25 protein-coding genes are annotated in these 26,855 nt (G+C 74.9%); 13 read left to right on the top strand and 12 right to left on the bottom strand.

Annotation, left to right across the window (positions count from 1 at the left end; all coding sequences use genetic code 11):
- Nucleotides 1-7: 7 nt before the first annotated feature.
- Nucleotides 8-673 carry a GTP cyclohydrolase I FolE gene (gene folE / locus ACFYWL_RS02985; protein WP_386966413.1) on the top strand — a complete coding sequence of 222 codons (666 nt, stop codon included), beginning with the start codon at nt 8-10 and terminating at the stop codon, nt 671-673.
- Between the two features lie 104 nt (nt 674-777).
- Here folE and ACFYWL_RS02980 read toward each other — a convergent pair whose 3' ends face one another.
- Both ACFYWL_RS02980 and ACFYWL_RS02975 read right to left on the bottom strand, forming a co-directional pair.
- Nucleotides 778-1,812: a hypothetical protein gene (locus ACFYWL_RS02980; RefSeq protein ID WP_386966410.1), complete on the bottom strand. Its 1,035-nt coding sequence runs from the start codon at nt 1,810-1,812 to the stop codon at nt 778-780.
- Entirely contained in the window at nt 1,809-4,736 is a 2,928-nt protein-coding gene (locus ACFYWL_RS02975; RefSeq protein ID WP_386966407.1) for a cell division protein FtsK, read from the bottom strand. The genes ACFYWL_RS02980 and ACFYWL_RS02975 overlap by 4 nt, the downstream gene beginning before the upstream one ends.
- Before the next feature lie 206 nt (nt 4,737-4,942).
- Between ACFYWL_RS02975 and ACFYWL_RS02970 the strand changes: the two genes are divergently transcribed.
- The gene (locus ACFYWL_RS02970) at nt 4,943-5,503 is read left to right on the top strand and encodes a hypothetical protein (protein WP_386966763.1); all 561 of its coding nucleotides are present in this window, start codon (nt 4,943-4,945) and stop codon (nt 5,501-5,503) included.
- 3 nt (nt 5,504-5,506) lie between these two features.
- Here ACFYWL_RS02970 and ACFYWL_RS02965 read toward each other — a convergent pair whose 3' ends face one another.
- The 7 genes from ACFYWL_RS02965 to ACFYWL_RS02935 are packed head-to-tail and all read right to left on the bottom strand — an operon-like array spanning nt 5,507 to nt 13,953.
- Nucleotides 5,507-6,106 (bottom strand): hypothetical protein, encoded by a 600-nt coding sequence (locus tag ACFYWL_RS02965; protein WP_386966404.1) that lies wholly within the window; start codon nt 6,104-6,106, stop codon nt 5,507-5,509.
- Nucleotides 6,107-6,119: 13 nt separating this feature from the next.
- Entirely contained in the window at nt 6,120-7,259 is a 1,140-nt protein-coding gene (locus ACFYWL_RS02960; RefSeq protein WP_386966760.1) for a M23 family metallopeptidase, read from the bottom strand.
- An 8-nt stretch (nt 7,260-7,267) separates the two neighbouring features.
- On the bottom strand, nt 7,268-7,825 hold the full coding sequence (locus ACFYWL_RS02955) for a hypothetical protein (RefSeq protein WP_386966402.1): 558 nt from the start codon (nt 7,823-7,825) through the stop codon (nt 7,268-7,270).
- Nucleotides 7,822-9,774, bottom strand: coding sequence for an MFS transporter (locus ACFYWL_RS02950; RefSeq protein WP_386966399.1), 1,953 nt, complete (start codon nt 9,772-9,774; stop codon nt 7,822-7,824). The genes ACFYWL_RS02955 and ACFYWL_RS02950 overlap by 4 nt, the downstream gene beginning before the upstream one ends.
- 1 nt (nt 9,775) lies before the next feature.
- Complete coding sequence (locus ACFYWL_RS02945) at nt 9,776-13,216, bottom strand: ATP-binding protein (RefSeq protein WP_386966397.1); 3,441 nt, start codon at nt 13,214-13,216, stop codon at nt 9,776-9,778.
- Between the two features lie 49 nt (nt 13,217-13,265).
- Complete coding sequence (locus ACFYWL_RS02940; protein WP_386966394.1) at nt 13,266-13,628, bottom strand: hypothetical protein; 363 nt, start codon at nt 13,626-13,628, stop codon at nt 13,266-13,268.
- Between the two features lie 10 nt (nt 13,629-13,638).
- Nucleotides 13,639-13,953: a hypothetical protein gene (locus tag ACFYWL_RS02935; RefSeq protein WP_077938023.1), complete on the bottom strand. Its 315-nt coding sequence runs from the start codon at nt 13,951-13,953 to the stop codon at nt 13,639-13,641.
- 353 nt (nt 13,954-14,306) lie between these two features.
- On the opposite strand from ACFYWL_RS02935, the gene folP reads away from it, so the two are divergent.
- The 7 genes from folP to ACFYWL_RS02900 all read left to right on the top strand — a co-directional run bounded on the left by folP (nt 14,307) and on the right by ACFYWL_RS02900 (nt 18,972).
- Nucleotides 14,307-15,227 carry a dihydropteroate synthase gene (folP, locus tag ACFYWL_RS02930; RefSeq protein ID WP_386966392.1) on the top strand — a complete coding sequence of 307 codons (921 nt, stop codon included), beginning with the start codon at nt 14,307-14,309 and terminating at the stop codon, nt 15,225-15,227.
- A complete protein-coding gene (gene folB / locus ACFYWL_RS02925; RefSeq protein WP_386966391.1) occupies nt 15,224-15,622 on the top strand; it encodes a dihydroneopterin aldolase in 399 nt (132 codons plus the stop codon). The genes folP and folB overlap by 4 nt, the downstream gene beginning before the upstream one ends.
- A complete protein-coding gene (gene folK, locus ACFYWL_RS02920; RefSeq protein WP_386966389.1) occupies nt 15,619-16,146 on the top strand; it encodes a 2-amino-4-hydroxy-6-hydroxymethyldihydropteridine diphosphokinase in 528 nt (175 codons plus the stop codon). The genes folB and folK overlap by 4 nt, the downstream gene beginning before the upstream one ends.
- Nucleotides 16,147-16,165: 19 nt before the next feature.
- Nucleotides 16,166-16,702 carry a DUF3180 domain-containing protein gene (locus ACFYWL_RS02915; protein WP_043966390.1) on the top strand — a complete coding sequence of 179 codons (537 nt, stop codon included), beginning with the start codon at nt 16,166-16,168 and terminating at the stop codon, nt 16,700-16,702.
- A gap of 118 nt (nt 16,703-16,820) precedes the next feature.
- Entirely contained in the window at nt 16,821-18,038 is a 1,218-nt protein-coding gene (locus tag ACFYWL_RS02910) for an ABC transporter permease (protein WP_386966387.1), read from the top strand.
- A 60-nt stretch (nt 18,039-18,098) separates the two neighbouring features.
- Complete coding sequence (locus ACFYWL_RS02905; RefSeq protein WP_074472273.1) at nt 18,099-18,407, top strand: hypothetical protein; 309 nt, start codon at nt 18,099-18,101, stop codon at nt 18,405-18,407.
- Nucleotides 18,408-18,471: 64 nt separating this feature from the next.
- The gene (locus tag ACFYWL_RS02900) at nt 18,472-18,972 is read left to right on the top strand and encodes a hypothetical protein (protein ID WP_386966385.1); all 501 of its coding nucleotides are present in this window, start codon (nt 18,472-18,474) and stop codon (nt 18,970-18,972) included.
- 57 nt (nt 18,973-19,029) lie between these two features.
- On the opposite strand, the gene ACFYWL_RS02895 is transcribed toward ACFYWL_RS02900, so the two are convergent.
- The gene (locus tag ACFYWL_RS02895; protein WP_386966383.1) at nt 19,030-20,043 is read right to left on the bottom strand and encodes an ABC transporter ATP-binding protein; all 1,014 of its coding nucleotides are present in this window, start codon (nt 20,041-20,043) and stop codon (nt 19,030-19,032) included.
- 2 nt (nt 20,044-20,045) lie between these two features.
- On the opposite strand from ACFYWL_RS02895, the gene ACFYWL_RS02890 reads away from it, so the two are divergent.
- From ACFYWL_RS02890 to ACFYWL_RS02875, 4 genes are all read left to right on the top strand, one after another.
- A complete protein-coding gene (locus tag ACFYWL_RS02890; RefSeq protein ID WP_386966381.1) occupies nt 20,046-20,732 on the top strand; it encodes an ABC transporter permease in 687 nt (228 codons plus the stop codon).
- Nucleotides 20,729-21,454 (top strand): ABC transporter permease, encoded by a 726-nt coding sequence (locus ACFYWL_RS02885; RefSeq protein WP_386966379.1) that lies wholly within the window; start codon nt 20,729-20,731, stop codon nt 21,452-21,454. The genes ACFYWL_RS02890 and ACFYWL_RS02885 overlap by 4 nt, the downstream gene beginning before the upstream one ends.
- Before the next feature lie 176 nt (nt 21,455-21,630).
- Nucleotides 21,631-22,635, top strand: coding sequence for a glycine betaine ABC transporter substrate-binding protein (locus ACFYWL_RS02880; RefSeq protein ID WP_386966376.1), 1,005 nt, complete (start codon nt 21,631-21,633; stop codon nt 22,633-22,635).
- Nucleotides 22,636-22,729: 94 nt separating this feature from the next.
- Nucleotides 22,730-24,481, top strand: a complete 1,752-nt coding sequence (locus ACFYWL_RS02875) for a hypothetical protein (protein ID WP_386966374.1) — start codon at nt 22,730-22,732, stop codon at nt 24,479-24,481.
- Nucleotides 24,482-24,517: 36 nt separating this feature from the next.
- Here the strand turns inward: ACFYWL_RS02875 and ACFYWL_RS02870 are convergent, their stop codons facing one another.
- Together ACFYWL_RS02870 and ACFYWL_RS02865 are read right to left on the bottom strand one after the other, a co-directional pair.
- The gene (locus ACFYWL_RS02870; protein WP_386966371.1) at nt 24,518-25,687 is read right to left on the bottom strand and encodes an NADH-quinone oxidoreductase subunit D; all 1,170 of its coding nucleotides are present in this window, start codon (nt 25,685-25,687) and stop codon (nt 24,518-24,520) included.
- Nucleotides 25,684-26,826 carry an SAM-dependent methyltransferase gene (locus tag ACFYWL_RS02865; RefSeq protein ID WP_386966757.1) on the bottom strand — a complete coding sequence of 381 codons (1,143 nt, stop codon included), beginning with the start codon at nt 26,824-26,826 and terminating at the stop codon, nt 25,684-25,686. The genes ACFYWL_RS02870 and ACFYWL_RS02865 overlap by 4 nt, the downstream gene beginning before the upstream one ends.
- Nucleotides 26,827-26,855 lie beyond the last annotated feature (29 nt).

Genomic DNA, 26,855 nt, shown 5'->3' with positions numbered 1-26,855 from the left:
GGCACCGATGGCGAGTGCCTCGTCGACCGAGCCCGACACCGACGGTCTCGACTACCTCGCCGCGCGGCTGGTCAACGGCAAGTTGACCGGCCGCCCGGTCGAGGAGTCCGTCGACCTGGCCCGCATCGAGAAAGCCGTACGCGAGATCCTCATCGCCGTCGGCGAGGACCCCGACCGCGACGGACTCGTGAAGACCCCGGCCCGGGTCGCCCGCGCGTACGCCGAACTCTTCGCCGGCCTACGGGTCGACCCGGCGCAGGTGCTCAGCACCACCTTCGAGGCCAACCACGAGGAGCTGGTGCTCGTCCGGGACATCGACGTGATGAGCCTCTGCGAGCACCACCTGCTCCCGTTCCGGGGCAGCGCGCACATCGGCTACATCCCCGGCCCGGACGGCCGGATCACCGGCCTGTCCAAGCTCGCCCGGCTCGTCGAGGTCTTCGCCCGCAGACCCCAGGTGCAGGAGCGGCTCACCTCGCAGATCGCCGACCTGCTGATGAGCAGGCTCGCCCCGCGCGGCGTCGTGGTCGTGCTCGAATGCGAACACATGTGCATGGCCATGCGCGGCATCCAGAAGGCCGGGGCGAAGACCATCACCTCGGCGGTACGCGGCACGCTCCAGCACGACGCCAAGTCCCGCGCCGAGGCGATGGCCCTGATCATCCCCCGCTGACCGGCGGGACCATGCCACGGTGACGCCGGGGCGACCACGCGGTCGTCCCGGCGTCGTCGTACCCGCCCGGCCCCTGTCCGTGCGGGCGGTCGCGGCCCGGCGGCTCAACCGGCCAGCATCGCCAGCACGATCCCGGCGGTGGTCAGCACCGCCGGGACGAGACACACCAGGACACCCCAGCGGGGCGTCCGGTCCACGAGGCCGCCGGCCGACGCCTCCGGCGCGCCGGCACCTCCGACCGGAGCCACGGACGCGGCGCCGCCGCCGGCCACCACGACCGGGCCGTCCGCCGCGTGGGCGTGAATCGGGGCCGGGCCGTGCACCGCTGCTGCGCCGGCCCCACCGGGGCTCCGCCCGGCGCTCCGTTCGGTGTCCCGTTCGCCGGACGGTACCGCAGGCCCGTCGGTGTCCTGCGCGGTGCGGCCGTCGGCGCTGCGTTCCGTCGCGGTGCGGCTGTCGGCGCTGCGTTCCGTCGCGGTGCGGCTGTCGGCGCTGCGTTCCGTCGCCGGCCCCGCCGACTCGCCGAAGAGGCGGCCCACGCCGATCCAGCCGGCGACGAAGGCGCCCGCGGGCATCGGGAGCCCGCACACCAGGGCCACCACGCTCGCCGGACCGGCACCCGTCGTCGCGTACAGCGCCACCTGGAGCAGCGGAACGACCAGCGCGAGCGGCCCGTAGACCAGCAGGTTGCGCAGCCTGGGCGGCCAGGACCCCGGACCGATCCGGCCGCGCCCGGCCAACAGGCCGTCCGCCCCGTCCGCCCAGCCCCGCGCCGCGCGCAGGGCCGTCAGCACCGCCGTCGGCCCGCCGACCATCTCCCGGGCCGCCTCGCTCAGCTCGGGCGGCGACGGCGCCAGCACGATCGGGGGTACGCCCAACTCGCGCAGCCGGGACCGCTGCGGCGCCAACCGCTGGCGTACCCCGGTCAGCTCCTCGCGGGCGGCCTGCACCGCCCGGGCCTGTTCGGTCGCGGCGGTCGCCGCGCCCCTGCGTACCCCGTCGAGCTGGCGGGCGGCGGCGACGTACTCCGTCCAGGCCGCGGCGCTGCCGGCGGCGGACACCGGGTCGGCCCCGGCCCGCTGCCGGACCGGTACCGCAGCCGGCGGCGCGGCGACGACGCTGGTCGGCTCCCGGCTCATCCGTCCTCCCCGTCGTCGGCCGTCGTTCCTGCTCCGGCTTCCGGTCGCGCCCCGCTGTCCGTCATCGGGCCGGCGTGCGGCCCGGCATCGTCAACCGGGCCGGCGAACGGCACCAGCAGGACGCCGCGCTCGTCCGGGCCGTCCCAGAGCATCGCCCGACCTGGCCGGGGACGCCACTGCACCGGATGCCCGAACAGCGCCGCGAGCTGGGCTCCCGGCACGTCCACCGCGACCACGGCGGCCAGCTTGTCGAGATCGTCCTCCGCCCGGGCCACCGCCGTGAACGGCGGCACCGTGCGCCACCAGCCGAGCAGGTGCCGGCCGGCCGGCGGGCCGTCGCGCAGCAGGGCCCGCAGCCGGTCCGCCGGCAGTTCGTGGGCGGCGGGCCGGTCAATCGGCCGCCCGTGCGGGGCGGGCCCGCCTGTGGGCCGCTCGTGCGCGGTGACTCCGCCTGTGGGCCGCTCGTGCGTGGTGACCCCGCCTGCGGGCCGCTCGTGCGTGGTGACCCTGTCCAACCCGAAGACCACCAGGTAGCCCGGCTCCTCGGCGTCGACGGCGGCGAGCAGTCCCGGCAGGTCGACACGCTCCACCCGGTGCTGGCCGGCGAGGTCCGCCGCGAGGGCGTCGGCCACCGGCGCAGCCTCGGTCGCGAGCGAGGCCACCACGAACCGCCCCGTACCCGGTGGGTGGTGCGCCGCGACGCTCCGCGCCGCGGTGGCCAACAGGGCGACCGCCTCCGCCCCCGGGCCGAGGACGGCCAGGTTACGGCCGGCGCCCGCGCCGAGCGGCACCATGACCGTCGACCGGGACAGATCCACCGCCCGGCCCAGCAGGGCCACCGGTCCCCGCGCGCGCCCGGCGAAGGCCGCCCGGTAGTGCGGATCGTTACGCAACGACGGGCGGGCCCAACCGGCGAAGACAACCGGCGGAGCGGAGCGCTCCGGACGGGCCGCCCAGAGCCGGCGCCGCAACTCCCCGATCGTCTCCGGGGCCTCGTGCGGGTCGGGGAAGCGGACCATCCGCTCGTGCCCCCGGGTGGCACCCCGGGGACCGCCGAGGCCGCCCGCGGTGTTCACCACCGCGCTGCCCACCGGCAGCCCGGCTGCCGCGTCGTTGCTCGGCTCCAGCACCGGACCGCCGCCGGCCAGCGCCACCCGCACCGGGAACTGCCCGAGCATCGAGTCGCGGGTCGTCGGCCCGCCGGCAATCCCGAGGTCACCCTCGCCGGCCAGGACCAGATGCACCCCGTACGCCCGGCCTGAGCGGGCCAGGGCGTCCAGCCGGGCGACCGCGTCGTTGGCCAGCCGGTCCCGCTCGGCAAACAGGAGCGGAAGATTGTCGATCACGCAGACCACCCGGGGCAGCGCCTGGTGCTCACGCAGGCCGGCGAACCGCTGCCCGCCGGCACACTGGCCGGCCTCCTCCCGGCGGCGGGCCTCCGCCAGCAGCTCGTCGAGGAGGTTCAGCACGTACTCCCGATCGGCGGCCATCCCCGCCGAACGCACCTGCGGCACCCAGGACCGGTCCCGCTCGGTCTGCAGGAACTCCGCGAACGACTCGCCGTCGCCCAGGTCGGCCAGGTGCAGGACCAACTCGTCCGGGCCGTACCGGGCGGACAGGCCGAGCAGCACGTTGCTGAGGAAAGCGGCACGATCCGCCCCGGACCGCCCGCTGACCAGCCAGTGTGGGGTCAGCTCGGTGAACCCCACGGTCACCGGACGACCGCCCGCGTCACCGACCGTGGTGGAGACGCCCTCCGTTGAGCCCATCGCCCACAGTGGCGCGGCCGGGTCGGGCAGCAGGTCGGCCAGGCTGAGCCGGGAACCGGCCTCGATCTCCGCGGCCAGCCGTCGACACACGTCGTCGACCAGGCCCGACGGCGGATCGTCGTCGACGAAGACCGGCGAGTTCAACCCACCGGGTGGCTCCGCCCCCGGCCCCGCCAGGGAACCGCCCGGCGGGTCACCCAGCAGCGCGTACGCGTTGCGCATGGCCAGCGGGGTGGCCTGCGGCAGGGGCGCCCTGGTCGCGTACGGGCCGGCCGGCGGCCAGCCGGCCACGATCAGGTGCAGGCCGGCCGCCCGACCCCGCTCGGCCAGCGCCTCGATCCGATCCAGATCGGCCGGCCCGGTCGCCTCCGGCCACGCGGCAACGATCAGCAGCAGCGTACGGTCGTGCCGGCGCGGCCGGCCGCTGCCCGGCGACACCCACTGCTCCGCCTCGGTGAGCACGGTACGCAGCCCGGCGACGTCCGTGGCCGGCGGCGGCAGCAGGCCGGCGTCCGCGAGCGCGGAGAACGGGGCGAAGGTGCCGCCCGGTGGCGCAGCCCGTCCGGTGGCGATGTCCGTGCCGCCGGTGTCAGCGCCCGCGACCGTGTCCATTGATGCGCCGGTGGCGGTGCTCGGGCCTGCGCCGGTGGACGTGTCCGTTCGTGCCCCGGTGGCGGTGCCGGCGGTGGCGCTGACGTCGCCGGTGCCGGTCCGGTCGATGACGCGGACCAGCAGGCAACCGGCGGGGGTCGCGGCCAGCAGGCGCAGCAGCACGGCCCGGAGCAGCCCCGCCACCCGAGGATCCCGGGCGTCGCCGTCGATCGCCAGGTGCCCGGTGCCGAGCAGCGGCACGAGGGCGGGGAAGCGCGCGTCGTCCAGCGGCGCTGCCATGCCCACCCGGACGAACTGCGGCGGGGCCTCGCCCGACGGGACCGCCGTGGTGAGCGTTTCCAGGGACGCCCCCGCCCAGCCCGGCGCGAGTAGGGTCGCCGCAGACCGCAGCCGGTCCGCCAGCTCGTACTGCCGGCGCTGGTCGGCCGGCGCGGGCCGGATCTCGTCGAGAATGGCGGCCGCCGCGGCGGCCGTCGCCTCCGCCCTACGGTGCAGGGCAGCGGCGCGGTTGGCGCGTGTCCTCGGACCGAACACCGCGTCCACCCCCTCGTCCCGAGGCCGGCAACCCCTCCCCGAGCAGTGACGGTATCCCAGGTCCCGCCCGTCCTCCGGGATGCGCCACGGCGGGTGCGCCGGAGATGTCCGTGACCGGTCGGATTCTCACCGCTGGGGGTCGTCCTGTCACGATCCGCTGCATCCTGGGCATTGGGTACGAGGCGTCCAGCCGATAGCCTCAAGGGGTGGAATCAGTGCAGCCCCCCGCCGGTTCCCAGGTCTCCCGCGTACCGGCGCAGCGGACCCCGCCGGAGCAGTTGGTGCCCCCGTCGGGGACGCCAGCGCCGGCACGTCGGCCGGGACGCGTGCGGACCATCATCACAGTGGTGGCAGGAGTGCTCGGGCTGCTGCTCGTCGGCGGCGGCATCACCGCCTTCGTGCTGTACGACCGCGCCACCAGACCGGATCGCAGCGCCCCGGACGTGGTGGTTGACAACTACCTGCGTGCCTTCCTCGTCGACCGCAACGACATCAAGGCCGACCAGTTCACCTGCTCGGCAAGCACCCTTGAGGCAGTCCGAGGCCTCCGCAGCGAGGTCGAGCAACGCGAAGCGCGCTTCGATGTCGACGTTCGGATCAGTTGGGGAGCATTGACGCGCACGAACACGACCGAAGGCGAATCAGTCGAGACGACGCTGACGATCTCAAGCTCTGCCAACGGCCAACCTCGTAGCAGCCGTCGAGAAGCTTGGATCTTCCAGGTCAGGGACGAAGCGGACGGCTGGCGTGTTTGCGATGGTCGTAAGGCTGGCTAGGACTCACTCGATCCAGAGGAGATGGACCGGAACCTCCAGGGTGGTGGGCGGCTGACCTCGCCAGGCCCAGCGATACCACTCCAGTTCCGGCGTGACCCGGACGCAGATGTCCCCCTCGGCCCCCGAGTAGGTCTCGGTCACCGCGCGAAGGTCCCGCTGCTCACCGGAATCAGTCATGTGCACGACCCTGCGTCCCGTGACGGCGCCGGCCTCGAAGACGGGAGTCGGCGGGTGGTGGGCCGGCGCGTCCAAGGAGACCAGGGTGACGCTGGAGACCACGACCGTCGGGACGCTCGGCCGGTTCCCCAGGGTCTCCACCCACACCCGCTCGACCGGCACCAGCGGGGCGAAGACCTCGACCTGCTCGGACTCCGCGCGGTACCACTCCTGCTCGGGAATGACCGGCACGTAGGTGCGGCTGTTCTGCACGACCCGTTCGTCGGCGCGCAGATCGCCGCGCCAGCCGAGGCCGGGCAGCCCGACCAGTACCCGGCGTCCCCGCAGTTCGACCCGTCCGGTTGCCGGCACGATCTCGACCGGCCTGGGTGGCTGGGGCGCCCAGTCAGGGTGGTCGGCGAAGGGGTCGGGAAGTGGCCCGGTCATGCGTACGGGAGTCCTACGCCTTGCCGTTCAGCGGCGCGCCCCGGTCCCGCATGAACGGCACCGGGTTGACGGCACCGCGACTGGACCGGTCCCCGTCGAGGTGGACCTCGAAGTGCAGGTGTGGCCCGGACGAGTTTCCGCTGCTCCCGACCTCACCGATCACCTCGCCGGCCTTGACCAGTTGGCCGGGGACCACCCGAGGCTTGACGATCATGTGGCAGTACCGGGTCACGTAGCCGCCGGCGTGCAGCACGTCGACGAACCAGCCACACCCGCCCTTGCCCGGGTAGCCGTCCACGTCGCAGCTCAGTTGGCCGTTGTTGGCCGGGTCGCACCGGGCGACCAGCACCCGGCCCGTTGCCGCCACCCGGATCAGGGTGCGCTTCGGCGCCGCGATGTCCACCCCGTTGTGCCGGGGACGACTGGCCGTACGGAATCCGGAGCCGACACCCCCCGGTATCGGCGCCGTCCAGCCCGAGGCGGCGATCTGACCGCGGGTGGCGGCGTTGCAGATGCTGCGTTGAGCCACCTGCACCGTGCGGGCCGCACCGCCGGCGAGCGCGTCTACGATCTTGCTGGCGAGTTCCTCGTGCTTGGCGTAGGCGTCGGGGAAGGCGCTCACCTGCACCCGCTGGGCGGCCCGGGTCAACGAGAGCTGCTCCCAGCCCGGGACCTTCACCAGCTTCTCGTAGAACTTGCGGGACGAATAGGACGGGTCCTGCAACTGCTCGGGCGTCCCCCAGCCCTGGCTGGGGCGCTGCTGGAACAGGCCCACCGAGTCGTGGTCGTTGCGGCTGCCCAGGTGGGGGAGGTTACGTAGGCCCGACTCCTGCATGGCGGTCGCGACGGCGATCACCCAGCCGCGAGGCGGGACCTTCATGTCCGAGCCGACCTTGATGATGACCGCGGCGTTGCGGATCTGGCTCTCGCCGTACTGCGCGAAGCGGGGCATCTTGCCGGAGACCTTGACCTGGTGCGACGAGCCGCAGGCGGACTGGGCCTCCGGGGAGAGGTCGTCGCTGCCGCCGCTCAGTTCGGTGAGGAAGAACGCCGCCGTCCCCCCGGTGCAACACAGCAGCGTGAGCGTGGCGGTCAGTGCGACGGCCAGCGCGCCGATCCGCAACCTGCGCCGCGGGCTGCTGCCGTCTCCCATTTGCTCACTCATGCTCGCTCCCAGTCCACGGCGTCGACCAGCCACTGCCCGTCGGGGGCCACCAGTTCCAGGCGCAGCCGCCCCGTGTCGAGCGGCACCAACACCTCGACGAAGCGTTCCGTCCGCGGGCGGAGGCTCGCTTCGCCGGTCGTACGTTCCGCCGGAACACCCGCCGGATCGGCGCCCGAGAGCTTCTCGGTGAGCTCCGGGGTGGAAAGCGGGCGCAGGGCCTCGTGCCACTCGTCCGCGTTGCTGCCACGGCCGCCGAGCCATGCGGCGATGAACCGGTCCGCGATCTGCTCGGGGGTCGGTGCGCCCGGGCGGGTCACCGGCGTCGGGGGTGTGGTGCCGCCGAGTACGCCGTCGTCACCGGCACTCGGGTCGACGGTGGTGATCGGCCGGCTCGGCCGGTTGCTCAGCCCCGTCGACGGGTCTCCCGGACCGGACACCAGCCGGGCGGCACCGATCACGCCGAAGACCAGGACCCCGATGGCCAGGGCGATGCCCAGTCGGGACCGCAGCACCCGAGTGAAGAGAAACTCCACCGCGCGTCGCATGGCCCTCACCGCGCTTCGGTGCGGATCCGCGGTGCGGAAGGTCGGGGCGTGGCCGGCTCGGTGGCACCCGGCCGGTAGATGACGAAGGACGGGTTCTCCGCTGGCACGTCCGGCTCGGTCCAGGTCGAGGGCTGACGGCGTCGCGGCCGGGGCGCGACGGGCCGCGCGGGGCTGCGCTGTTCCGGCACGGTGGCCTCGTCGGGGCGTTCCCGCCCGTCGGGCCGCTGCCGCTCGGCGGCGTTCGCGGTGCCGGCGGCGGAGTGGCTCGGGTCCTCGTGCCGGGCCTCGGGCCGCAGAGTCGTCCGCTCGACCGTCGAGCCGCGCTTCCGGGCCAGAGTCGGCTCGTTCGTGCCACCGGGCTCGGCCACGTCGAGCTTGGCAGCGGTGCGCATGTCCCGGAAGAACCGGCGGTGCCACGATCCGGCCGAGCTGACGGCCTCGCTGCTGTCCTTGCCGCCGAGTTGGGTGATTCGCCGATACGGCCGCAGCAGCAGCCAGCCGACCACCCCGCAGAGCCAGACGAGCACCACCTGGAGCCAGCCCGCCAGGGTCGCCGTGCTCATGATCAGATCCACGGCGAAGAGGTAGATGGCGGCCCCGGTGCCGAAGATGGCGATGTTGAACACGGCAGCGACGACGGCGTTGGCCAGCCTGCGCAGCCCGGCGCTCGCCGGGCGCATCAGCCCTATCGTGCCCAGGATCGGCGCCGCGATCACCGCCCAGCGGAAGATGAGGAAGCCCAGCAGCACCAGCAGCGACGCGGTGAGGTCGAACATCGCGAAGAGCAGGGCGGCGAGCACGGCGATGAAGCCCGAACCGACACGGTCCATGTCCCGAAGGCCCTGGAGGTACTCGTACGCCTCCCGGTCCTCGTTCTTGATCTGCTCCGCGACCCGGGCCCACTGCTGCTGCTTGGCCGAGATGGTCGTGTCCCGGGTCGCCGGGTTGGCCCGGATCTTCTCCGTCTCCTCCCAGGACAGCGACTTGGCGTCGTAGAGCGCCGGCCCGTACTTCTTGGCGGTCTCGCTGTCGGCCGAGCCGAGCACGCCGCGCAGCCAGTTGCGGTAGAGCATGGACTCGGTCGCGGTGTCACTGGCCCGCACGGCGGGAGGGCGATTGTCCTTACACGCGGCGGGATCGGGATCATCACACTGTTCGGGTGGCGTGTCCCGGGTTGCCGGGCCGACGGCGTCGTGGACCACGCCGAGGGTGGTGACGAGCGTGCCGTCGGCGATGTTCGCGGACTTCACGGGCCACGCGGCGAGGGCAGTCACCGCCACCATCACCAGCAGTGCCCATCCGGCGGTGGTCATGGCGTTGCTCATGTCCGACTGGCGGGACCGCCAGAGCAGGTAGAGGCCCACCACGCAGAGCGTGATGATGCCGAAGACGCTGAACACCTTCTGGTAGACGGCCTTGGTGGCCTGCTCGACCAGCGGATCGGCCCAGGCCCACATCGACCGGGGATCCCAGGCCCGCTCCCGCAACGCGTTCGAGCCACCGATGATCGCTGTGGCGATCATGAACTCGCCGTTCGCCACCGTGGTGGTGAACTTGTAGTCCGGATGGATCACCGCGGAGGCGCAACCACCGGGCAGGTCGTAGGTCGGGAAGCTGTATCCGGCGTATCCGTAGTCGCTGTAGAGGCCCTTCGGGCCGGGCAGCTTGGCCGAGTCGGGGCGGGCGGCGAACCAGCCGGCGAGCCCCGAGTCGGGTGCAGAGGGGACCGGGGCGTTACGGCATTCGACCTGGTCCTTGCTGACCGCGCCCAGCTTGTCGACGCAGGCGCGGAAGTCGGCCTGCCATTCCTGGGTGCTGCACAGGTCGGCCCTGGCCTGCGCGGTCGGAAGGGCGGCGTACGCCGCGTCGCCGCCCACCACCGGCCAGGTGACCGTGGCGCCGGCGAGTACGCCGAGCGCGAGCAGGAACGCCGCTATTCGGGCCCGGACCCTCGCCATGTCACGCCTCCAGGTCCGCGATGGTCGGCAGTTGGCCCGCTGCCGCAGCGACCGCGGCGGGGGTGGTGTCCAGGTGGTCCAGCAGCCCGTCGACGTACGACACGTCCACCCGGACCTTCTGCACCCGCCCGTCGACGTCGCGCATGACGAACTCGCGGAAGCCGAGCCGGGCGGCGGATGTGGCGTCCGCCGTGGACAGCGAGGCCAGTGTCGCCTCGTACCCGTCGTTGACGGGGACGCGGAGCAGCCGCAGCGCCTCGGAGGCGATCTCGGTGTCCTCGGCGATGCGGCCGACGAACACGGTGGAGACGAGGTTCTGCACGTCGAGCCCGAGGATGTCCTTCGGGTTCTGCGAGGCGACGAGCGCGGCGAGGTTCCACTTGCGGGAGTCGCGGGCGAGGCGCACGAGGAACGACCGTCCGGAGCGCCAGCCCTCCATGAAGTGCGCCTCGTCCAGGCCGACCAGCTTCCTGGAGGACATCGAGCCGCCGTAGCAGCGCCGCACCGCGAGCCGGTGGGCGGTGTGCAGCATGGGCAGCGCGAGCGCCTCCTCGGCCGACCAGTACTCGCGTTCGATCTTGAGGTCGGGCAGTCGCAGCCCGGCCATGGTGATCACGGTCAGCGCCGCGTCGGCGCCGAGCAGCCCTTCCGGCGGGCGGCCGAAGAAGAGCATGGCCAGCGGCATCTCGGCGGTGTCCAGCAGCAGGTTGGCCAGTTCCCGGCCGGCGTCGTCGTCGAGCTGGCCGAGGCAGGCGACCACGTCGTCCAGGGTGGACGTCTCCTCGGCCGGCACCTGCCGGACCGCGTGCCGGAACAGGGTGGCGGTGGACGCCTCCCGGGCAACCTGCGGCGGCACCAGCATCATGCAGATGTCCTGCACCAGCATGCGCCGCTCGGCGCGGGCGTTGGAGACGGCGATCTCGAACTCCCGGTCGCCGGCCGCACCGGCGCTGAACTCGCTGCGCAGCGGCGTCGGGATCAGCGCGTACGGCGCCAGCGTCCCCTGCTCGGAGCCGGTCAGGTTGAGCACCCGCGAGTATGGCCGCAGCTCCGGCATGCTGCACAGCCGGGCCAGCGGGCCGGACGGGTCGAGCAGGGTCACCTGCACCCCGCGCCGGGTGGCCAGGTAGCCCAGCGCGCCGAGCAGGGTCGACTTGCCGCCGCCCGGCTCGGCGACGAAGACCGCGAGCCCGGAGCGTTCCCGCACCTCCATCGGGAAGTGCAGGTCGAGGAACACCGGCCGGCGGCAGGTGCCGGCGGTGCGCCCGATCAGGTCGCCCCGCCGGTCGCCGACGGTGGACGCGGCCTGCGGCAGCGCGGCGGCGAGCAGGTTGACCGGCATCCGCCGCACGTAGCCGGTGTTGGCGATCGGCTCGCCGGGGATGAACTCGCGGGCCAGCCAGTCCTGGTTCTTCGGGTGCTGCAACGACACCCGCAGCTCCCGGGAGTAAAGCTGGATCAGCCGGCGGGCCCGCTCCAGGCACTCCTCCCGGGTGCGCCCGCCGACGGCGATGCGGTGCCAGCCGTGGGCCCGGGCGGAGTCGACGGGCAGGCCGGTGGTCATCTCGTCGCCGATCACCAGCGCCCGCTTGGCCAGCCGCTCCAGCTCGGGCGGGGCGTCGATGCCGTGCTCGGCGTAGTCGAGCTGCTGGGAGCGGATCATCCGCAGCCGGTGTTCGAGGTTGCGGAAGGAGTCGCCCGAGCCGAGGATGTCGACCCGGGTGGAGATCTCCATCGGCCAGGGCAGCCGCTCGTGGAAGTGCAGCCAGGGCTCGTGCCGCTCGGGGATCTCCAGCGGCTCCATCCGGCCGACGGCGAGCACGGCCACGTGCCGCTCCTCGCCGGTCATCCGGTTGACCAGCTTGACCGTCGACCCGTACGGGGTGCGGTACCGCTCCACCTGTTCGGTGAGGGCGAGCAGGTCGCCGCGTTCCCACCGGCCGTTGGTGACGGGGGAGAGGGTGCCGGGCGGGGCCATGCAGAGCGCCACCGAGCGGTAGAGCAGCCACTCCAGCTCCTGGGCGGTGACCCGCCGGCCGCGCATGCCGAACGCGCCCAGCACCTCGTCGAACTGCTCGACGGTGCGGCCGAGCTTGCGGCGCTCGCCCTCGGCGACGCCGCGGCCGAAGGTGCGCAGGAACCGCTCGGTGAGCGAGTCGCCGAGGGAGCGTCGGGCGAAGGTCACCCCGAGGTACGTCTGCCCCTCGGCGTGGTTGACGGACAGCAGGTGCCGCTGGGCGGCGACGAGGTGGTCGCCCCAGCCGGTGGTGCCCGGCACGTCCGGCAGCGGGGACGTGGTGTGCGCGTCGATGGTGCGGGCCCACTCGTCCGCCGGGAAGGGACGGGTGGTGCGGCGCAGGTGCAGGCGGAAGCCGGCGAGGCCGGCGTACTGCTCCGAGATCGCGGCGAGCAGGGCCTCCCGCTCGGCGTCGGGCCGGAACGCCCAGCGCACCTCGGGCAGCCAATACCACGCCGTGACGGTGTTGGGGGTGAAGGTCAGGTGGCCGGCGATCTCGGTGATGGCCAGCTCGACCGACGGGTCGCGGTCGCCAAACTTGATCTTTGGCGGCTTCGCGGGCCGGGCGGGGCGGGCGGGCTTCGCGGGCTTGGCCGGCTTGCCGGGCCGTTCCCGCCGCTCGGCCGTCCGCTGCCGGGGTGCCGTCACCTCGCGGCCGGCCGGCGGCTGCGCAGGCTCCGGTGCCGGGCGGGCCGGTCGGTCCGGCTCCCAGCCCCGGGGCGGTGCCTCGGCGTTGCGCTGCGGGGACGGCACGGCAGCGCGCTGCGGGGCGCGCCCGGCCTCCCGCGCCGAGGACTCGGCCTCCCGCTGCGGGGACCGCTCGGGCTCCCGGCGCGCGGGCGGCCCGGCGTCCTGCCAGCCGTACGTCTCGTCGTCGGGGTCGGCGGGCGGCGTGGCCACGACCGGGGGCGGCGGCAGGTCGGGCGCGGGTGCCGGGCGTGCCGCCGGCAGCCGGTCCACGTGCTGCTGGGGGACCCGGGGCCGGCTGGGCGGCGTGGGCGCGGCGGGGGCCCGTTCGGCGGGGGCCGGCGCAATCTCGGGCCGGGCCGGCGGGGCCGCGACGGCCGGCGGCTGGTGCGGGATCGGGGGGTGCTCGCGGGGCGTGGGCCGGGGCGGCGCGGGCAGCGCGGGCCGGGACGCCGGGTGGGCGCCGCCGAAGAGGTCGAGGAACGGCGAGTCGATGTCGGCGCTGTCGGCGACCCTCGGCGCGCCCGGCTCGGGGCCGGTCGGCGCGGTGCGCCCGGGCGCGGGCCGGGGTGCCTGGAAGACGCCGACCCGGCCGTGGCCGGGGCTGGTGACCAGCGCGGGGTCGAGGGCGACCTCGTCCAGGTCCTCGTCCGGAGGGTAGTCGAACGAGCGCGCACGGTTACTGTGCGTGGCAGCGTGACGTCCTGCCGGGGAACCCGGCGTGGAAGAGCGACTCATGCCACCGCCTCATCCGCGTGCTGCTTCGGCCCGATCGGCGTACGCCCGGTCATGCCAGTTCCTCCCGGATCCTGATCCGGCTCGCCACCAGGCGCGGGTCGCGCTGCTCGGCGGCCGACTCCCGGGTGCGCCGCCAGTCGGTCAGCGCGGTGCGGATCACCATGCGCGCGGGCCGGTCGGGGTCGACGTACCGGAAGATGAACGAGGTGCTCACGATGGCGAGCGCGATCTCCCAGGCGGGGAAGAGCTCGACCTGCAACGTGAACAGCCAGTGGACGAACATGTAGAGGGGTACGAGCAGCATGAACACGCCGTACTGGGCGTACGGCAGGTGGACGGGCAGGGTGTAGCCGGGCGGCCCGAGGTAGACCAGGCGGGCCCGGTAGATGTCGTCGTCGGTGCGCAGCCGCATCTGCCCGCGCCTATTCGAAGATCAGGTCGATCAGGTAATCACCGACGAAGAAGAGTGTGGCCGCTCCGGCGATGAAGGCCAGCCCGACGATCGCGATGGCGGAACTGGTCAGGACCTTGGAGATCTCGCCGCGGCTGGCCCGGCCGATGAAGATGACGCCGAGCACGGCCAGCAGGATCGGCGCGATCTTGCTGGCGAAGAACGTGACGACGCCGTTGGTGTCGATGCCCTTGGGTGCCGGCTCGGCGAGTGGAGTCGACGCCAGGGTGTGGAGCGCGTGAGTGACGCCGGACGACGTCGCCTCCATGAGCTCGATGGCGATCACTGGAACCTCCCCTGTTGCGGCCGGCAAAGCCGCGGCGGTGCGGTAGGCAAGCTTGGCGGGATGGTGCTCACTCTGCGCAGCGTCGGCGACCCTGCGTTCTTCACCCACCACGTGGAGTAGTGAGCTTTGGGCGGATTTTTCCCGCTTCGGCCCTCCCTCCAGGCTTCGCCGTCTCGCTGCTGGGCAATTCCAAAGGGTACGGGCCGCCCCCCTTTGCGACAAGCCGCGAAGAGTCGGCCCGGAACGACCCGGACGACCGATCGTACACCCGTTCCAATTGCCATGTCAGGGGTGCCGGCGGCGGGGCGCACCGGCCTGCCGGAGCCCGCCGCCACGACCGGTACGGTGCAGTCGTGACCGATCTGGTACGGACGCGGGCCCCGGTGGTGATGGGCGTCCTCAACGTCACGCCCGACTCCTTCTCCGACGGCGGCCGATACGCCGATCTCGACGCCGCCGTCGCACACGGGGTGCGACTGAAGGAGGAGGGCGCGCACCTGGTGGACGTCGGCGGGGAGTCCACCCGCCCGGGGGCCGACCGGGTGGACGCCGCCACCGAGGCCGCCCGGGTGCTGCCGGTGGTCCGGGAGCTCGCCGCCGCCGGCGTCGCGGTGAGCATCGACACCAGCCGGGCCCGGGTGGCCGAGGCCGCCCTCGCGGCCGGGGCGGCGGTGGTCAACGACGTCTCCGGCGGGCTGGCCGACCCGGACATGGCCCGGGTGGTCCGCGACGCCGGCTGCCCCTGGGTGCTCATGCACTGGCGCGGGCACTCGCGGGGCATGAGCGCGCTGGCCCACTACACCGACGTGGTGACCGACGTGCGGGCCGAGCTGGCCGAGCGGGTCGACGCGGCGCTGGCCGCCGGGGTGGCCGCCGACCGCATCGTCGTCGACCCGGGCCTCGGCTTCGCCAAGACCGCCGAGCACAACTGGCAGCTCACCGCCCGCCTGCCCGAGCTGCTGGAGCTCGGCCTCCCGCTGCTCTTCGGGGCCAGCCGCAAGTCGTATCTGGGCCGGCTGCTCGCCGCCGCCGACGGCACCCCCCGGCCGACCGCCGGCCGGGAGACCGCCACCGCCGCGACCAGCCTGCTCGCGGTCGCGGCCGGGGCCTGGGGGGTACGCGTGCACGACGTGCTCGGCACCGTCGACGCCCTGGCCGTCTGGCGGGCCAGCGGCAGCCCGCGCCTCGGGCCCGCCCGCGACGACGAGCGGGCGGCCCGAAGCAGCGCGCCGGCGGCGGCCAGAGTCGGAAGACCGACGGAGGGGGAACGGTGACCGACCGGATCACGCTGACCGGCCTGCGGGCGCACGGCCGGCACGGCGTCTACGACTTCGAGCGGGAGCGGGGGCAGGAGTTCGTCGTCGACGCCGTCCTCGAACTCGACCTCGCGCCCGCCGCCCGCTCCGACGAGGTGACCGACACGGTGCACTACGGGGAACTGGCCGACCGGCTGGTGGCGGTGCTGACCGGCGAGCCGGTGAACCTGATCGAGACGCTCGCCGACCGGCTGCTCACGATCTGCCTGGCCGATGACCGGGTGACGCGCGCCACGGTCACCGTGCACAAGCCGGAGGCGCCCGTGCCGCACGCCTTCGCCGACGTCGCCGTCACCATGACGAGGACGCGGACCGAGCCACCACCGGCGGCGCCCGGCGGGGGCGCCGCGTGACCCGCGCCCTGCTCTCCCTCGGCAGCAACCTCGGCGACCGCCTTGCCCACCTGCGCTCGGCGGTGGACTCCCTCGGCACGGCGGTGCTGCTGGTCTCGGGCGTCTACGAGACCCCGCCGTGGGGCGACGCGGACCAGCCCGCGTACCTCAACGCGGTGGTGCTGGTCGAGGACCCGGCGGCGGCCCCACCGGACTGGCTGGCGCGGGCCCGGGCCGCCGAGCGGCGCGCCGGCCGCGAGCGCGACCCGGCGCGCCGCTTCGGCCCCCGCACCCTCGACGTCGACGTCGTCGCCGTCTGGGACGACGCCGGCGAGCCGGTGCTCAGCGACGACCCGGAGCTGACCCTCCCGCACCCCCGGGCCCACCTGCGGGCGTTCGTGCTCCGGCCGTGGATCGACATCCAGCCGTACGGGCGGTTGCCCGGGCACGGCTGGCTGACCGACCTGCTCAACGCCGAACCGGTGGCCGGCGACGCCCTGGAACTGAGCCCTCGACCGGATCTGGCGTTAGAGTCGTCGACATGAGCCAGTGGAGCCGGCCGGCATGACCCAGGCGCAGTCCCGACCACCGGGCGGGTCGGACCCCGACCGCTCCAGGATGGGCCCCACCCGGATCTCCACCCTGGTCGTCGCCGGCCTGGCCGCCGCGGCGGTGGCCTGGCTGCTGATCAGCACCCTCTACGGCGGCTTCCCGCGGCTGCCGTGGCTGCCGGTGGTGACGCTGGCCGCGCTGGCGGTGCTGGAGGCGTATGCGGCGGTCAACACCCGCAGCCGGATCGAGCGCCGGCCGGGGCGCGACCCGGTCAATCCGCTGCTGGTGGCCCGGTTCGTGGTGTTGGCGAAGGCGTCCGCCCTGGCCGGGGCGATCTTCGCCGGCTGGTGCGCCGGGCTGACCGGGTGGCTCTTCGTCGAGCCCACCCGGGCCGCCGCCGAGGACCGCCCGGCCGCCGGCGCCGGCCTGCTCGCGGCACTCGCCCTGGTGGCCGCCGCGCTGTGGCTGGAGCGGTCCTGCCGGGTGCCGGAGCGGCCGGAGGACGAGCGCGACGCGGACCGGCGGGAGGGCGGCCCGGGTCAGCGCTGACCACGGGGGGTTACGCCCGGACCGGCGCGCAGGTACCGTGCCTGGCGACCGGTGAGCAACGGCCGCCCCGGTCCGCCCGGGTCGGACCTGCGGCCGTGACCTGGGGAGGGCACGCGTCATGGGGCACGAGGATCCGGGCCGGCACATCCCCGTGGAACCCTCGTCGGGCGTGCCCGCATCGGTGCTGGAGAACGTCTTCGACGACCCGGCCCACGGCGAGCCGGGCCGCGACCGGGTCGCCGTGCACGTCGTCTGGGAACTGCTGCTGGCCGCCGCCCTCGCCGTCCTGACCTGGCTGCTGTGGCGGGCGGAGCCGGCCGCGCTGCGCGGCGACGGGCTGCGGTCCCTGCTGGTCGACGTGGTGGCGCTGGGGCTGCTCGTGCTGGCCGCCGGGCTGACCCTGCGCACCTCGGCCGTGAACCTGGCGGTCGGCCCGGTGGCCGTCGCCGCCGCCCTGCACGCCGCCGAGCAGGGCGACCGCGGGGTCGAGGTCGCGGTGGGGCACGCCGTGGCGGTGGCCGCGATCGGCGGGCTGGCCGTGGGTCTCGCCGTCGTGCTGCTGCACGTGCCCGGCTGGGCGGCGAGCCTGGCCGGCGCGGCCGGCGTGGTGGTCTACATCCAGCAGCGCCCCGCGCCGGTGCCGGTGCAGGGCGGGTACGACCCCCGGGACACCGCGTTCTACCTCTTCGCCGGCTTCGCCGCCGTGGCCGTCCTCGGCGGACTGTTCGGGGCCGTCCGACCGGTGCGCCGCCTGATCGGCCGGTTCCGCCCGGTGGCCGACCCGGCACGCCGCCGGGGCGGGGTGGCGGCCACCATCGTCGTGTTCGCCTTCGTCCTCTCCACCGTGTTCGCCACGCTCGCCGGCATCCTGTTCGCCGGCAACGGCGACGGGCCCGTCGTACCCACCGAGGGGCTGGGCTGGACGACGCTCGCCGTCGGCATCGCGCTGCTCGGCGGCACGAGCGCGTACGGCCGGCGCGGCGCGATCTTCGGCACGCTGCTCGCCGTCAGCCTCGTCGCGGTCCTGCGCGCCTGGCTGGACGCCGAGGGCTGGGTCGTGAGCCGGTGGGCGGTCGGCGGGGCCGCCCTCGGCGTCGGCCTGGTGGTCACCCGGCTGGTCGAGACGTACGGCCGGCCCCGGTCGGCGAGCGCGGACCCGGAGCCGGTCCCCCGGGGGGACGGCGCGATCAGCTCCGGCTGGTCGGTGCCCCGGCCGGCGCCGGTGGGCGACTGGCCCCCGGCCCTGCCCACCCGCACCGACGACACCCCGACCGACCCCTGGGACGCGTCGCGCTGGGACGACCGCCCGCCGCGCTGGGACGCCGGGGACCGCTGACCTGCACGAGTCGGGGGCGGCGGCGCGCCGCCGGTGATCTCGCCGGTTAGGCTCGGCGGCATGACCGAGACACCTTCCACCGGCACCGGCGGGCACACGTTCGACGAGTTGGACGCGCTCTCCACGGAGGAGCTGCGGGAGCGGGCGTTCGCGACGGCCCGGGAGCGGCGCGACGTCGGGTTCTTCTGGTCGGTGCTGCGCCACCTGCCGAACGCCGACGAGGCCGCCGCGCTGGACGGCGCGCCGAACTCCGTCGGCCCGACCATCGACGAGGCTGCGGCGCTGTGGCGGGAGCTCACCGGGCACGGGTACGAGGAGTCCGCGCCGCTGCTGCGGGCCAAGTTCATCGACTACCTGATGAAGCACTGACCGGGGCGCGGTCGCCGTGGTCCGCAGGATTGCCCGCCGGGGCGCGTCGGGTACTGGTCGCGTCATGGCCGCCATCAACCGCTCGGGTGCCGTCAGCCGGTACGGGACCGCGGCCGGCACCGGCACCCTCGCGGTGCTGCTGCTCGTCGCGGTCTGCGGCAGCCCGCTGTACGTCGGCTGGGCGGAGGACCGCACCGACCCCGAGTCGGCCGGCGGCTGGTTCCTGCGGCTGCTGGCCTGGCCGGCGTGGCGGTTCGGCTCCGGCGACTCGGGGCAGGGGGTCCTCGCCACCGACCTGCGGGCCATCCTGCTGGTGGTGCTGGCGGCGGCCCTGCTCTACGTGCTCCCCGCCTCCCAGGTGGCCCGCGTGCAGGGGTCGGTGAGCCAGTTCTTCTCCGGCTGGGGCGCGTACGTGCTGGCCGCCGGCCTGGCCGCGCTGCTGAGCACGCTGCTCGGGCCGTCGCCGTCGCTGCTCGCCGCGTTGCAGGCCGCCGGCACCGGTGCCGGGTACGGCTTCCTCTCCGGCTGGATCATCGGCGCGGCGAGCCTCGGCGGCCGGGCCTGACCGGCCCCGCCACGAACCTCAGCCGACCCCGACCCCGACCCCGCCGCCCCGCCCGGCTCAGGCCGGTTCCCGGCCGGCGTCCAGCGCCCGTTCCCGGGTGAGCACCCCTGCCGGCCCGCCGTCGGCGGTCACCAGCACCCGGTCCGCGCCCGAGGTCAGCATCACGGCGAGCGCGTCGTACGTCGAGGAGCCGAGCGCGACCTGCGGCAGCCCGGCCGGGTCGGCGGGGGCCGGCTCCAGCGCCTCCCGGGTGACCGGGGTGACCGCCAGCGCCCGGATGCCCCGGTCCGCGCCGACGAAGTCCCGGACGAACTCGGAGGCGGGCGCGGCGAGCAGGGCCGCCGGGGTGTCGTACTGCTCCAGCCGGCCGCCCTGGGAGAGCACGGCGATCCGGTCGCCGAGCCGGACGGCCTCGTCGAGGTCGTGGGTGACCAGCACGATCGTCTTGCGCACCTCGGCCTGGAGGCGCAGGAACTCCTCCTGGAGCCGGGTCCGCACGATCGGGTCGACCGCCGAGAACGGCTCGTCCATCAGCAGCACCACCGGGTCGGCGGCGAGCGCGCGGGCCACCCCGACCCGCTGCCGCTGCCCGCCGGAGAGCTCGTGCGGGTACCGCCGGCCGAACCGGCCCGGGTCGAGGCCCACCAGCTCCAGCAGCTCCTCGCTGCGGCGCCGAATCCGGTCGGAGGGCCAGCCGAGCAGCCGGGGGACGGTGCCGACGTTGGCCACGACCGTCTGGTGGGGGAACAGGCCCACGTTCTGGATGACGTACCCGATGCGGCGGCGCAGCGCGACCGGGTCGACGCGGGTCACGTCCTCGTCGCCGAGCAGGATCCGGCCGGCGGTCGGCTCGATCAGCCGGTTGATCATGCGCAGTACGGTCGACTTGCCGCAGCCGGACGGCCCGATCAGCACCACCAGCTCGCCGGCCGGCACCCGCAGGCTCAGCTCGCGGACCGCCTCGGTGCCGTCCGGGTACCGCTTGCCGATGCCCTCCAGCGCGATGGCCGCCGCGCGCGTTCCGGCCGCCTCGGGTCCGGCGGCGCTCCGGGTGTTCGGGGTAACGTCCACGCATGTCCTTCCGCCTGAGCTACCGGGCCGACCCGGGTAACCCGTGGTTCTCCTGGCAGTACGTGCGGGACAACTCTGACACGATCCTCGCCGCGCTGCGCGACCACGCCTCCCTGACCGTCCGGGCCGTGCTGATCGCCGCCCTGGTGGCCCTGCCGCTCGCGGTGGCGGCCCACCGGTTCCGTCCCCTCGCCGGCCCGATCCTCGCATTCACCGGGGTGCTCTACACGATCCCGTCGCTGGCCCTGTTCGCGTTCCTCGCGCCCTACCTCGGGATCGGGGCGGTGACGGTGCTCACCGTGGTGGTGCTGTACGCGCTGCTGGTCATCGTCCGCAACGCCGTCGCGGGGCTGAGCCAGGTGCCCCCCGAGGTCCGCGAGGCGGCGGAGGGGATGGGGTACGGCCGGTGGGGCCGGCTGCTGCGGATCGAGCTGCCGCTGGCGCTGCCCGGCATCCTCACCGGCCTGCGGCTGGCCACCGTGTCGACCGTGGCGCTGGTGACCGTCGGGGTGGTGGTCGGCCGGGGCGGGCTGGGCCAGCTCATCTTCGCCGGCTTCCAGAACAACTTCTACAAGGCCGAGATCATGACCGGCACGCTGCTCTGCGTCCTGCTCGCGCTGGTGCTGGACCTGGTCCTCGCCGGGCTCGGCCGGGCGGTCACCCCCTGGCTGCGCGGGCGGGCCCGATGAGCAACCCGGTCGGCCAGGCGGTGCTGTGGCTCAACGACCCGCTGAACTGGACCAACCCGGGCGGCATCCTCGACCGGCTCGGCGAGCACCTCGGCATGTCGGCCACGGCCGTGCTGCTCGGCTGCCTGGTGGCCTGGCCGGTCGGCCTGTGGCTCGGGCACACCGGCCGGGGCGGCGGGCTGGTGGTGCTGGTGTCCAACGTCACCCTGGCGATCCCCACCCTGGCCCTGCTGACCATCCTGCCGCTGACCTTCCTCGGGTTCGGCCGCCCCGCCGTGGTGGTCGCGCTGGCCGTCTTCGCGGTGCCGCCGCTGCTGGCCAACGCGTACACGGGGGTGCGGCAGGCCGACCCGGAGGCCCGGGACGCGGCGCGCGGGATGGGGCTGTCGGGCGGGCAGGTGCTGCGGCGGGTGGAGCTGCCGCTGGCGGTGCCGTACCTGGCCGCCGGGTTCCGCACCGCGGCGGTGCAGGTGGTGGCGACGGCCGCGCTGGCCTCGTTCGTCAACGGCGGCGGGCTGGGCCAGATCATCCGGGCCGGCTTCGGCCTGGACATCGCCGCCGGCGGCGGGCAGATCATCGCGGGCGGCCTGCTGGTGGCCGGGCTGGCGATACTGGTCGAGCTGCTGCTGGCCCTGGTCGAGCGGCTGGTCACCCCGCGCCCGCTGCGCCCGGCCCGGCGGCGGGCCAACCGTCGGGCCGCCGACGCCGTCGCCGGGAGCTGACCGGCCGGCTTCCTCCCGTACGCCGGATGGTGACGATCCGGTGACGAACCTCGCCTCGGGTTGTCGGTCCCGGCCGGCAGGATGTTGGGTGGAACATCGCGGGCGACGACAGGAGATCGTCCGTCGGACACGCGGCCGGCCCGGGGGGTCGCGCCGGGACACGGAAGGCGGGCTTGATGCGCGCACGTACACGGCTGGCCATCGGCGCGGTCGGCGCCCTCGCGGCGGCCGGTTTCCTCACCGGCTGCGGCGACGCCGGCTCCTCGGGCACCGAGGCCCCGCAGCAGGGCGCGTCGGGGGCCGGCTGCGCCCCGGTCGCCGGTGACCAGCTCGTCGTCCTCGCCGACGACAAGAAGCTCCAGAACACCGACAACGTCATCCCGGCGGTCAACGCCAAGGTGGCCACCCCGGAGCTGCTCGCGGCCCTGGACAAGGTCTCCGCCGCGCTGGACACGCCGAAGCTGATCGCGCTCAACAAGGCCGTCGACGTCGACCGCAAGACCAGCAAGGTCGCCGCCGAGGAGTTCGCCACCGCCAACAACGTCACCCAGGGCGTCGCCAAGGGCGCGGGCGGCACGATCGTCGTCGGCGCCGGCAACTTCACCGAGAGCCAGACCATCGCCGAGCTCTACCGCATCGCGCTCACCGCCGCCGGCTACCAGGTCAAGGTGCAGCAGATCGGCAACCGCGAGCTGTACGAGCCGGCCCTGGAGAAGGGCGAGATCCAGGTCGTCCCGGAGTACGCGGCGACCATGGCCGAGTTCCTCAACACGAAGGCCAACGGCAAGGACGCCCAGCCGGTCTCCTCGCCGGAGCTGGACAAGACCGTCGCCGCCCTCAAGGCCGCCGGCGAGAAGGCCGGCATCGCCTTCGGCACGCCGTCCGCCGCCCAGGACCAGAACGCGTTCGCCGTCACCAAGGCGTTCGCCGACAAGTACGGGGTGGCCACGCTGTCCGAGCTGGCGGCCAAGTGCTCCGGCAGCGCGACCGTGCTGGCCGGCCCGCCGGAGTGCCCGCAGCGCCCGAAGTGCCAGGCGGGCCTGGTGGAGGTCTACGACTTCAAGGCCGGCTCGTTCAGCTCCCTCGACGCGGGCGGCCCGCAGACCAAGAACGCCCTGAAGACGGGGAGCGCCAGCGTCGGCCTCGTCTTCTCCTCCGACGGGGCGCTCGCGGCCAGCTGACCCGCCCACCGGTCGCCGGCGGCCCCGTGCCGTCGGCGACCGGTGCTGTTCAGAACGTTCCCAGTAGGCGGAACACTCGGTAGGCTGCACATCCATGCCCGCCCCGGTTGCCGCCACCGACAGGCGTGATCCCCGACTGCTCTCCGTGCTGTTCTGGATCGGCGTGGCGCTGGCCCCCGTCGCGGCGCTGATCCTGCTGGTCGCCGACGGCAACGGCCCGCTGCGGTTCGCCGCCGTGCTGACGATCTTCGCCGTGGTGCTGATCGGCCTGTCGATCGCGCTGCGCGCCGACGGCGACGGCGGGCACGGGGAGGCCGAGGAGCTGCGGGACGAGATCGACCGGCTGGGCCGGGAGCTGCGCGGCGAGATCGTGGCCGCCGCCCAGCGCAGCAACCAGGCGCTCGACGCGTCCCAACGGGCCCAGGAGCAGGTCGCCGCGCTGCGTCGCCGGCTCGACGCCGCGGCGGCCGGATTCGCCGCCGACCCCGACCCGCCGTCGGCGCAGCCGGCGGGTGCGGGCCGGGCCCGGATCGCGCCCGCCGAGACGTACGCCGATGCCGGCCGGCCCGGCGACGCCGAGGAGGCCCCGGCGGCGGTCCCGTTCCGGGCGTCCGCGCGCCCGGACGACGCGCCCCCCGGCCACCGCCCCCAGCCGATCCCCCGCCACGGCACCGACCGCCCCGCCCAGCCGGGCGTCTACGGCACCGACCGCCCCGCGCAGCCGGGCGTCTACGGGACGCCGGCGCGCCCGGCCGAGCCCGGCGCCCCCGGCACCCGGGCACCGCAGCCGGCCGCCCCCGACCCCGTCCCGCGCCCGGTCGGCCTGGTCCGGCACACGGAGACCGTGCACGTCACCACCCGGCACACCGTCGTCGACGGGCCGGACCCGGCGGCGGGCGGCTACGGCGACCGGTGGTCGCCGGCTCCGGACGGCTACGGCGACGGGTGGTCCCCGGCCGCGCAGGAGCGGCCGTGGGCCGGCGGCCAGCGGCCGGCGAGCGGCGAACCGGAGGGCCGGCCGTGGGCCGGGCACGCCGACCCGGCCGCCCGCGTCCGGGGTGCCGACGCCCACCGGTTCCCCGACCCGGCAGACCCGGAGCCGTTCGACGACCGCGCCTGGGCACGGCAGCCGCCCTCCCGGGACGAGCCGGCCCAGCCCGCCCGCCCCCAGGCCCGGGGCGCGGCCGTCCAGCCGGAGGCGCGGGGCGGCTACGGCCCGGCGCCGGCCGGCGGCGGCGCGGCGGGCCGGTACGAGACGGACCGCGCCCCCGCGTACCCACCGGTGCCCGCCACCTCCGGCCAGTGGTCCGAGGCGGAGGCCGGCGACCGGTGGGCGGAGGTGCGCGACGACGACCGGGGCCGGGAGGTCCGGGTCGGCGAGCGCCGCGCCACGGCGCACGCGGACGCGACCGGCAGCGGATACCGGGTGGAGGACCGCTGGGCCGCGGTCCGGCAGGGCGACCCCTACCCGGAGGAAAGTCCGGGGGACCGCTGGTGGGACGGGGACGCCGCCGGTGCCGGCTCGGCGGCCGACCGGCCGGGCGGCTGGCCGGCCGCGCACCGTGACGCCTGGCCGGCGGAGCCGGCACAAGGTGCCGCCTGGTCGGCGGAGGCAGCACAAGGTGCCGCCTGGTCGGCGGGATCGACGCCGCGCGCGGCCCCGTCGGCCGAGTGGCGTCCGCCGGCCCAACGCGAGGCCCCGTCGGCGGAGCAGTGGGGCGCGGCGGAACCCGAGCCGGCCCGGCTCAGCCGGCACCAGCGCGTCGTCGGACAGCGGTACGGACACGCGTCCCCCGGGGAGCCGCCCCGCGCCGGCGGCGCCCGCCCGGCCGACCACTGGCGCTGACCCGCGGGCGCGGGCGGCAAGCACCGGGCGGACCCGCTACTTGTCGATGTCGCCCACCACGAAGAACATCGAGCCGAGGATCGCGATCAGGTCCGGCACCAGGCACCCCGGCAGCAGGGTGGCCAGCGCCTGCACGTTCGCGTACGACGCGGTGCGCAGCTTCAGCCGCCACGGCGTCTTCTCGCCCCGCGACACCAGGTAGTAGCCGTTGATGCCGAGCGGGTTCTCCGTCCACGCGTACGTGTGCCCCTCGGGGGCCTTCACCACCTTCGGCAGTCGGGTGTTCACCGGCCCGGTGAGCCGGTCCACCCGGTCCAGGCACTGCTCGGCGAGGTCGAGCGAGGCGTACACCTGGTCGAGCAGCACCTCGAACCGGGCGTGGCAGTCCCCGGCGGTCTTCGTCACCACCGGCACGTCGAGCTGGTCGTAGGCCAGGTACGGCTCGTCGCGGCGCAGGTCCAGGTCGAGCCCGGAGGCCCGGGCGACGGGCCCGGACGCGCCGAACGCGGCGGCGTCGGCGGCGGACAGCACGCCCACCCCGACGGTGCGGGCCAGGAAGATCTCGTTGCGCCGGATCAGCCTGTCCAGGTCCGGCATGCGGCGGCGCACCTCGCCGATGGCGGCGCGGGCCCGCCCGGTCCAGCCCGCCGGCACCTCCTCCTTGAGCCCGCCGACCCGGTTGAACATGTAGTGGATGCGCCCGCCGGAGACCTCCTCCATGACCGCCTGGATGGTCTCCCGCTCGCGGAACGCGTAGAAGACCGGCGTGATCGCGCCGATCTCCAGCGGGTACGAGCCGAGGAACATCAGGTGGTTGAGCACCCGGTTCAGCTCGGCCAGCGCCATCCGCAGCCAGGTGGCCCGCTCGGGCACCTCCATGCCCATGAGCCGCTCGACGGCGAGCACCACGCCCAGCTCGTTGGAGAACGCCGACAGCCAGTCGTGCCGGTTGGCCAGCACGATGATCTGCCGGTAGTCGCGCACCTCGAACAGCTTCTCCGCGCCCCGGTGCATGTACCCGACGATCGGCTCGGCGGCGACCACCCGTTCCCCGTCGAGCACCAGCTTGAGCCGCAGCACGCCGTGCGTGGAGGGGTGCTGCGGGCCGATGTTGAGCACCATGTCGGTGCCGAGCTGCTCCCCGCCGGCCCCGGTGCCGACGGTCAGCTCGCGCAGGTCACCGGTGTCCGTGGTCATGCCCGTCATCGTGCCATGAGCGCATCGACGGCGACGCCGACCGGCTGGAGCAGCCACCAGTGCCCGCCGAGCCCGGCCGGGTCGGTCAGCTCGGCCACCGCCGACGCGGCGGCGAGCGCCCGCACGTACCCGGCCGGGTCGGTGCCGGCCAGGCTCAGCGGCGGTCGCCCGCCGTCGGCCCCGAGCGCGAGCAGCGCCTCCCGCTGCGACACCAGTGTGTACGCACACCCGGCGACCCGCTCACCGGCGGCGGCGACGGAGTCCATGGCGACGTGGGCGGTGACGTCGCACGACCCGTCGGGCACCGGCGGCACCTGCCGCCCGCCCCGGTATCCGGCAAGCGTCCCGCCCACCGGCCGCGCCCGGCGCAGGTGCCCGTAGTCCACGGCCAGCGCCACCCCCCGCCGCAGCCGCCCCACGACCCCGGCCCAGGCCAGATCCCGCCCCCGCCCCACCTCCACCCTGTCCCCGTCCCCGGTGATCAAGAGGTTTGCGTCAGCGGAGGGGCCCGAACCTGACACAAACCTCTTGATCACCGGGGCGTCGGGGTGCCAGCGGGTCAGCCAGGTCAGGTCCTCTTCGGTCAGTGGGGGGCCCGGGGTTGTGCTGCCGGTTGTCGGGTTCACCAGTTGGTAGCGCCAGCCGGTCTCGGTGGGGACTGCCACGTCCAGGGGGACGTTGTCCAGCCATTCGGTGGCGGTCAGCAGGCCGGTGATTCCCGTCGGGGTCTCGGTCGTCCAGTCGATGGCCGGCGGCAGGTCCGCCGGGCGGGGGGCCAGTTCCACGGCCGTCAGGCGCAGGCGGTGGGCCAGCGGCACCGGCGCGGGGACGGTGCCGTGCGGGGGTGCGACAGCCGGGGTCGTGCCGCTCGATGGGCCGCCGGCCGCCGCCTCGCGGGCCAGGGTCGCCAGGGCGCGCAGCAGCTCGCCCCGGCCGGCGCCCACGTCCACCACGTCGAACGGCGTGGGGAACCCGAGGGCGGCGTCGAGCCGGGACACGAGCCGGAACACCGCTCCCGCGAACGCCGGTGAGGCGTGCGCGCTCGTGCGGAAGTGGCCGGCCGGGCCCGCCCCGGCGACGAAGAAGCCCGCCGGCCCGTACAGGGCACGGTCCATCGCGTCCCGCCAGCGCAGCGCCGGGGAGTTCATCCCGCGTTCAGGGTCCGTCACCGTGCCGA

This window comes from Micromonospora sp. NPDC002575 (assembly GCF_042889525.1).
GTDB lineage: Bacteria > Actinomycetota > Actinomycetes > Mycobacteriales > Micromonosporaceae > Micromonospora > Micromonospora carbonacea.
Note: the sequence above shows the minus strand (reverse complement) of the source record. Positions and strands in the feature narration are given on the sequence as shown.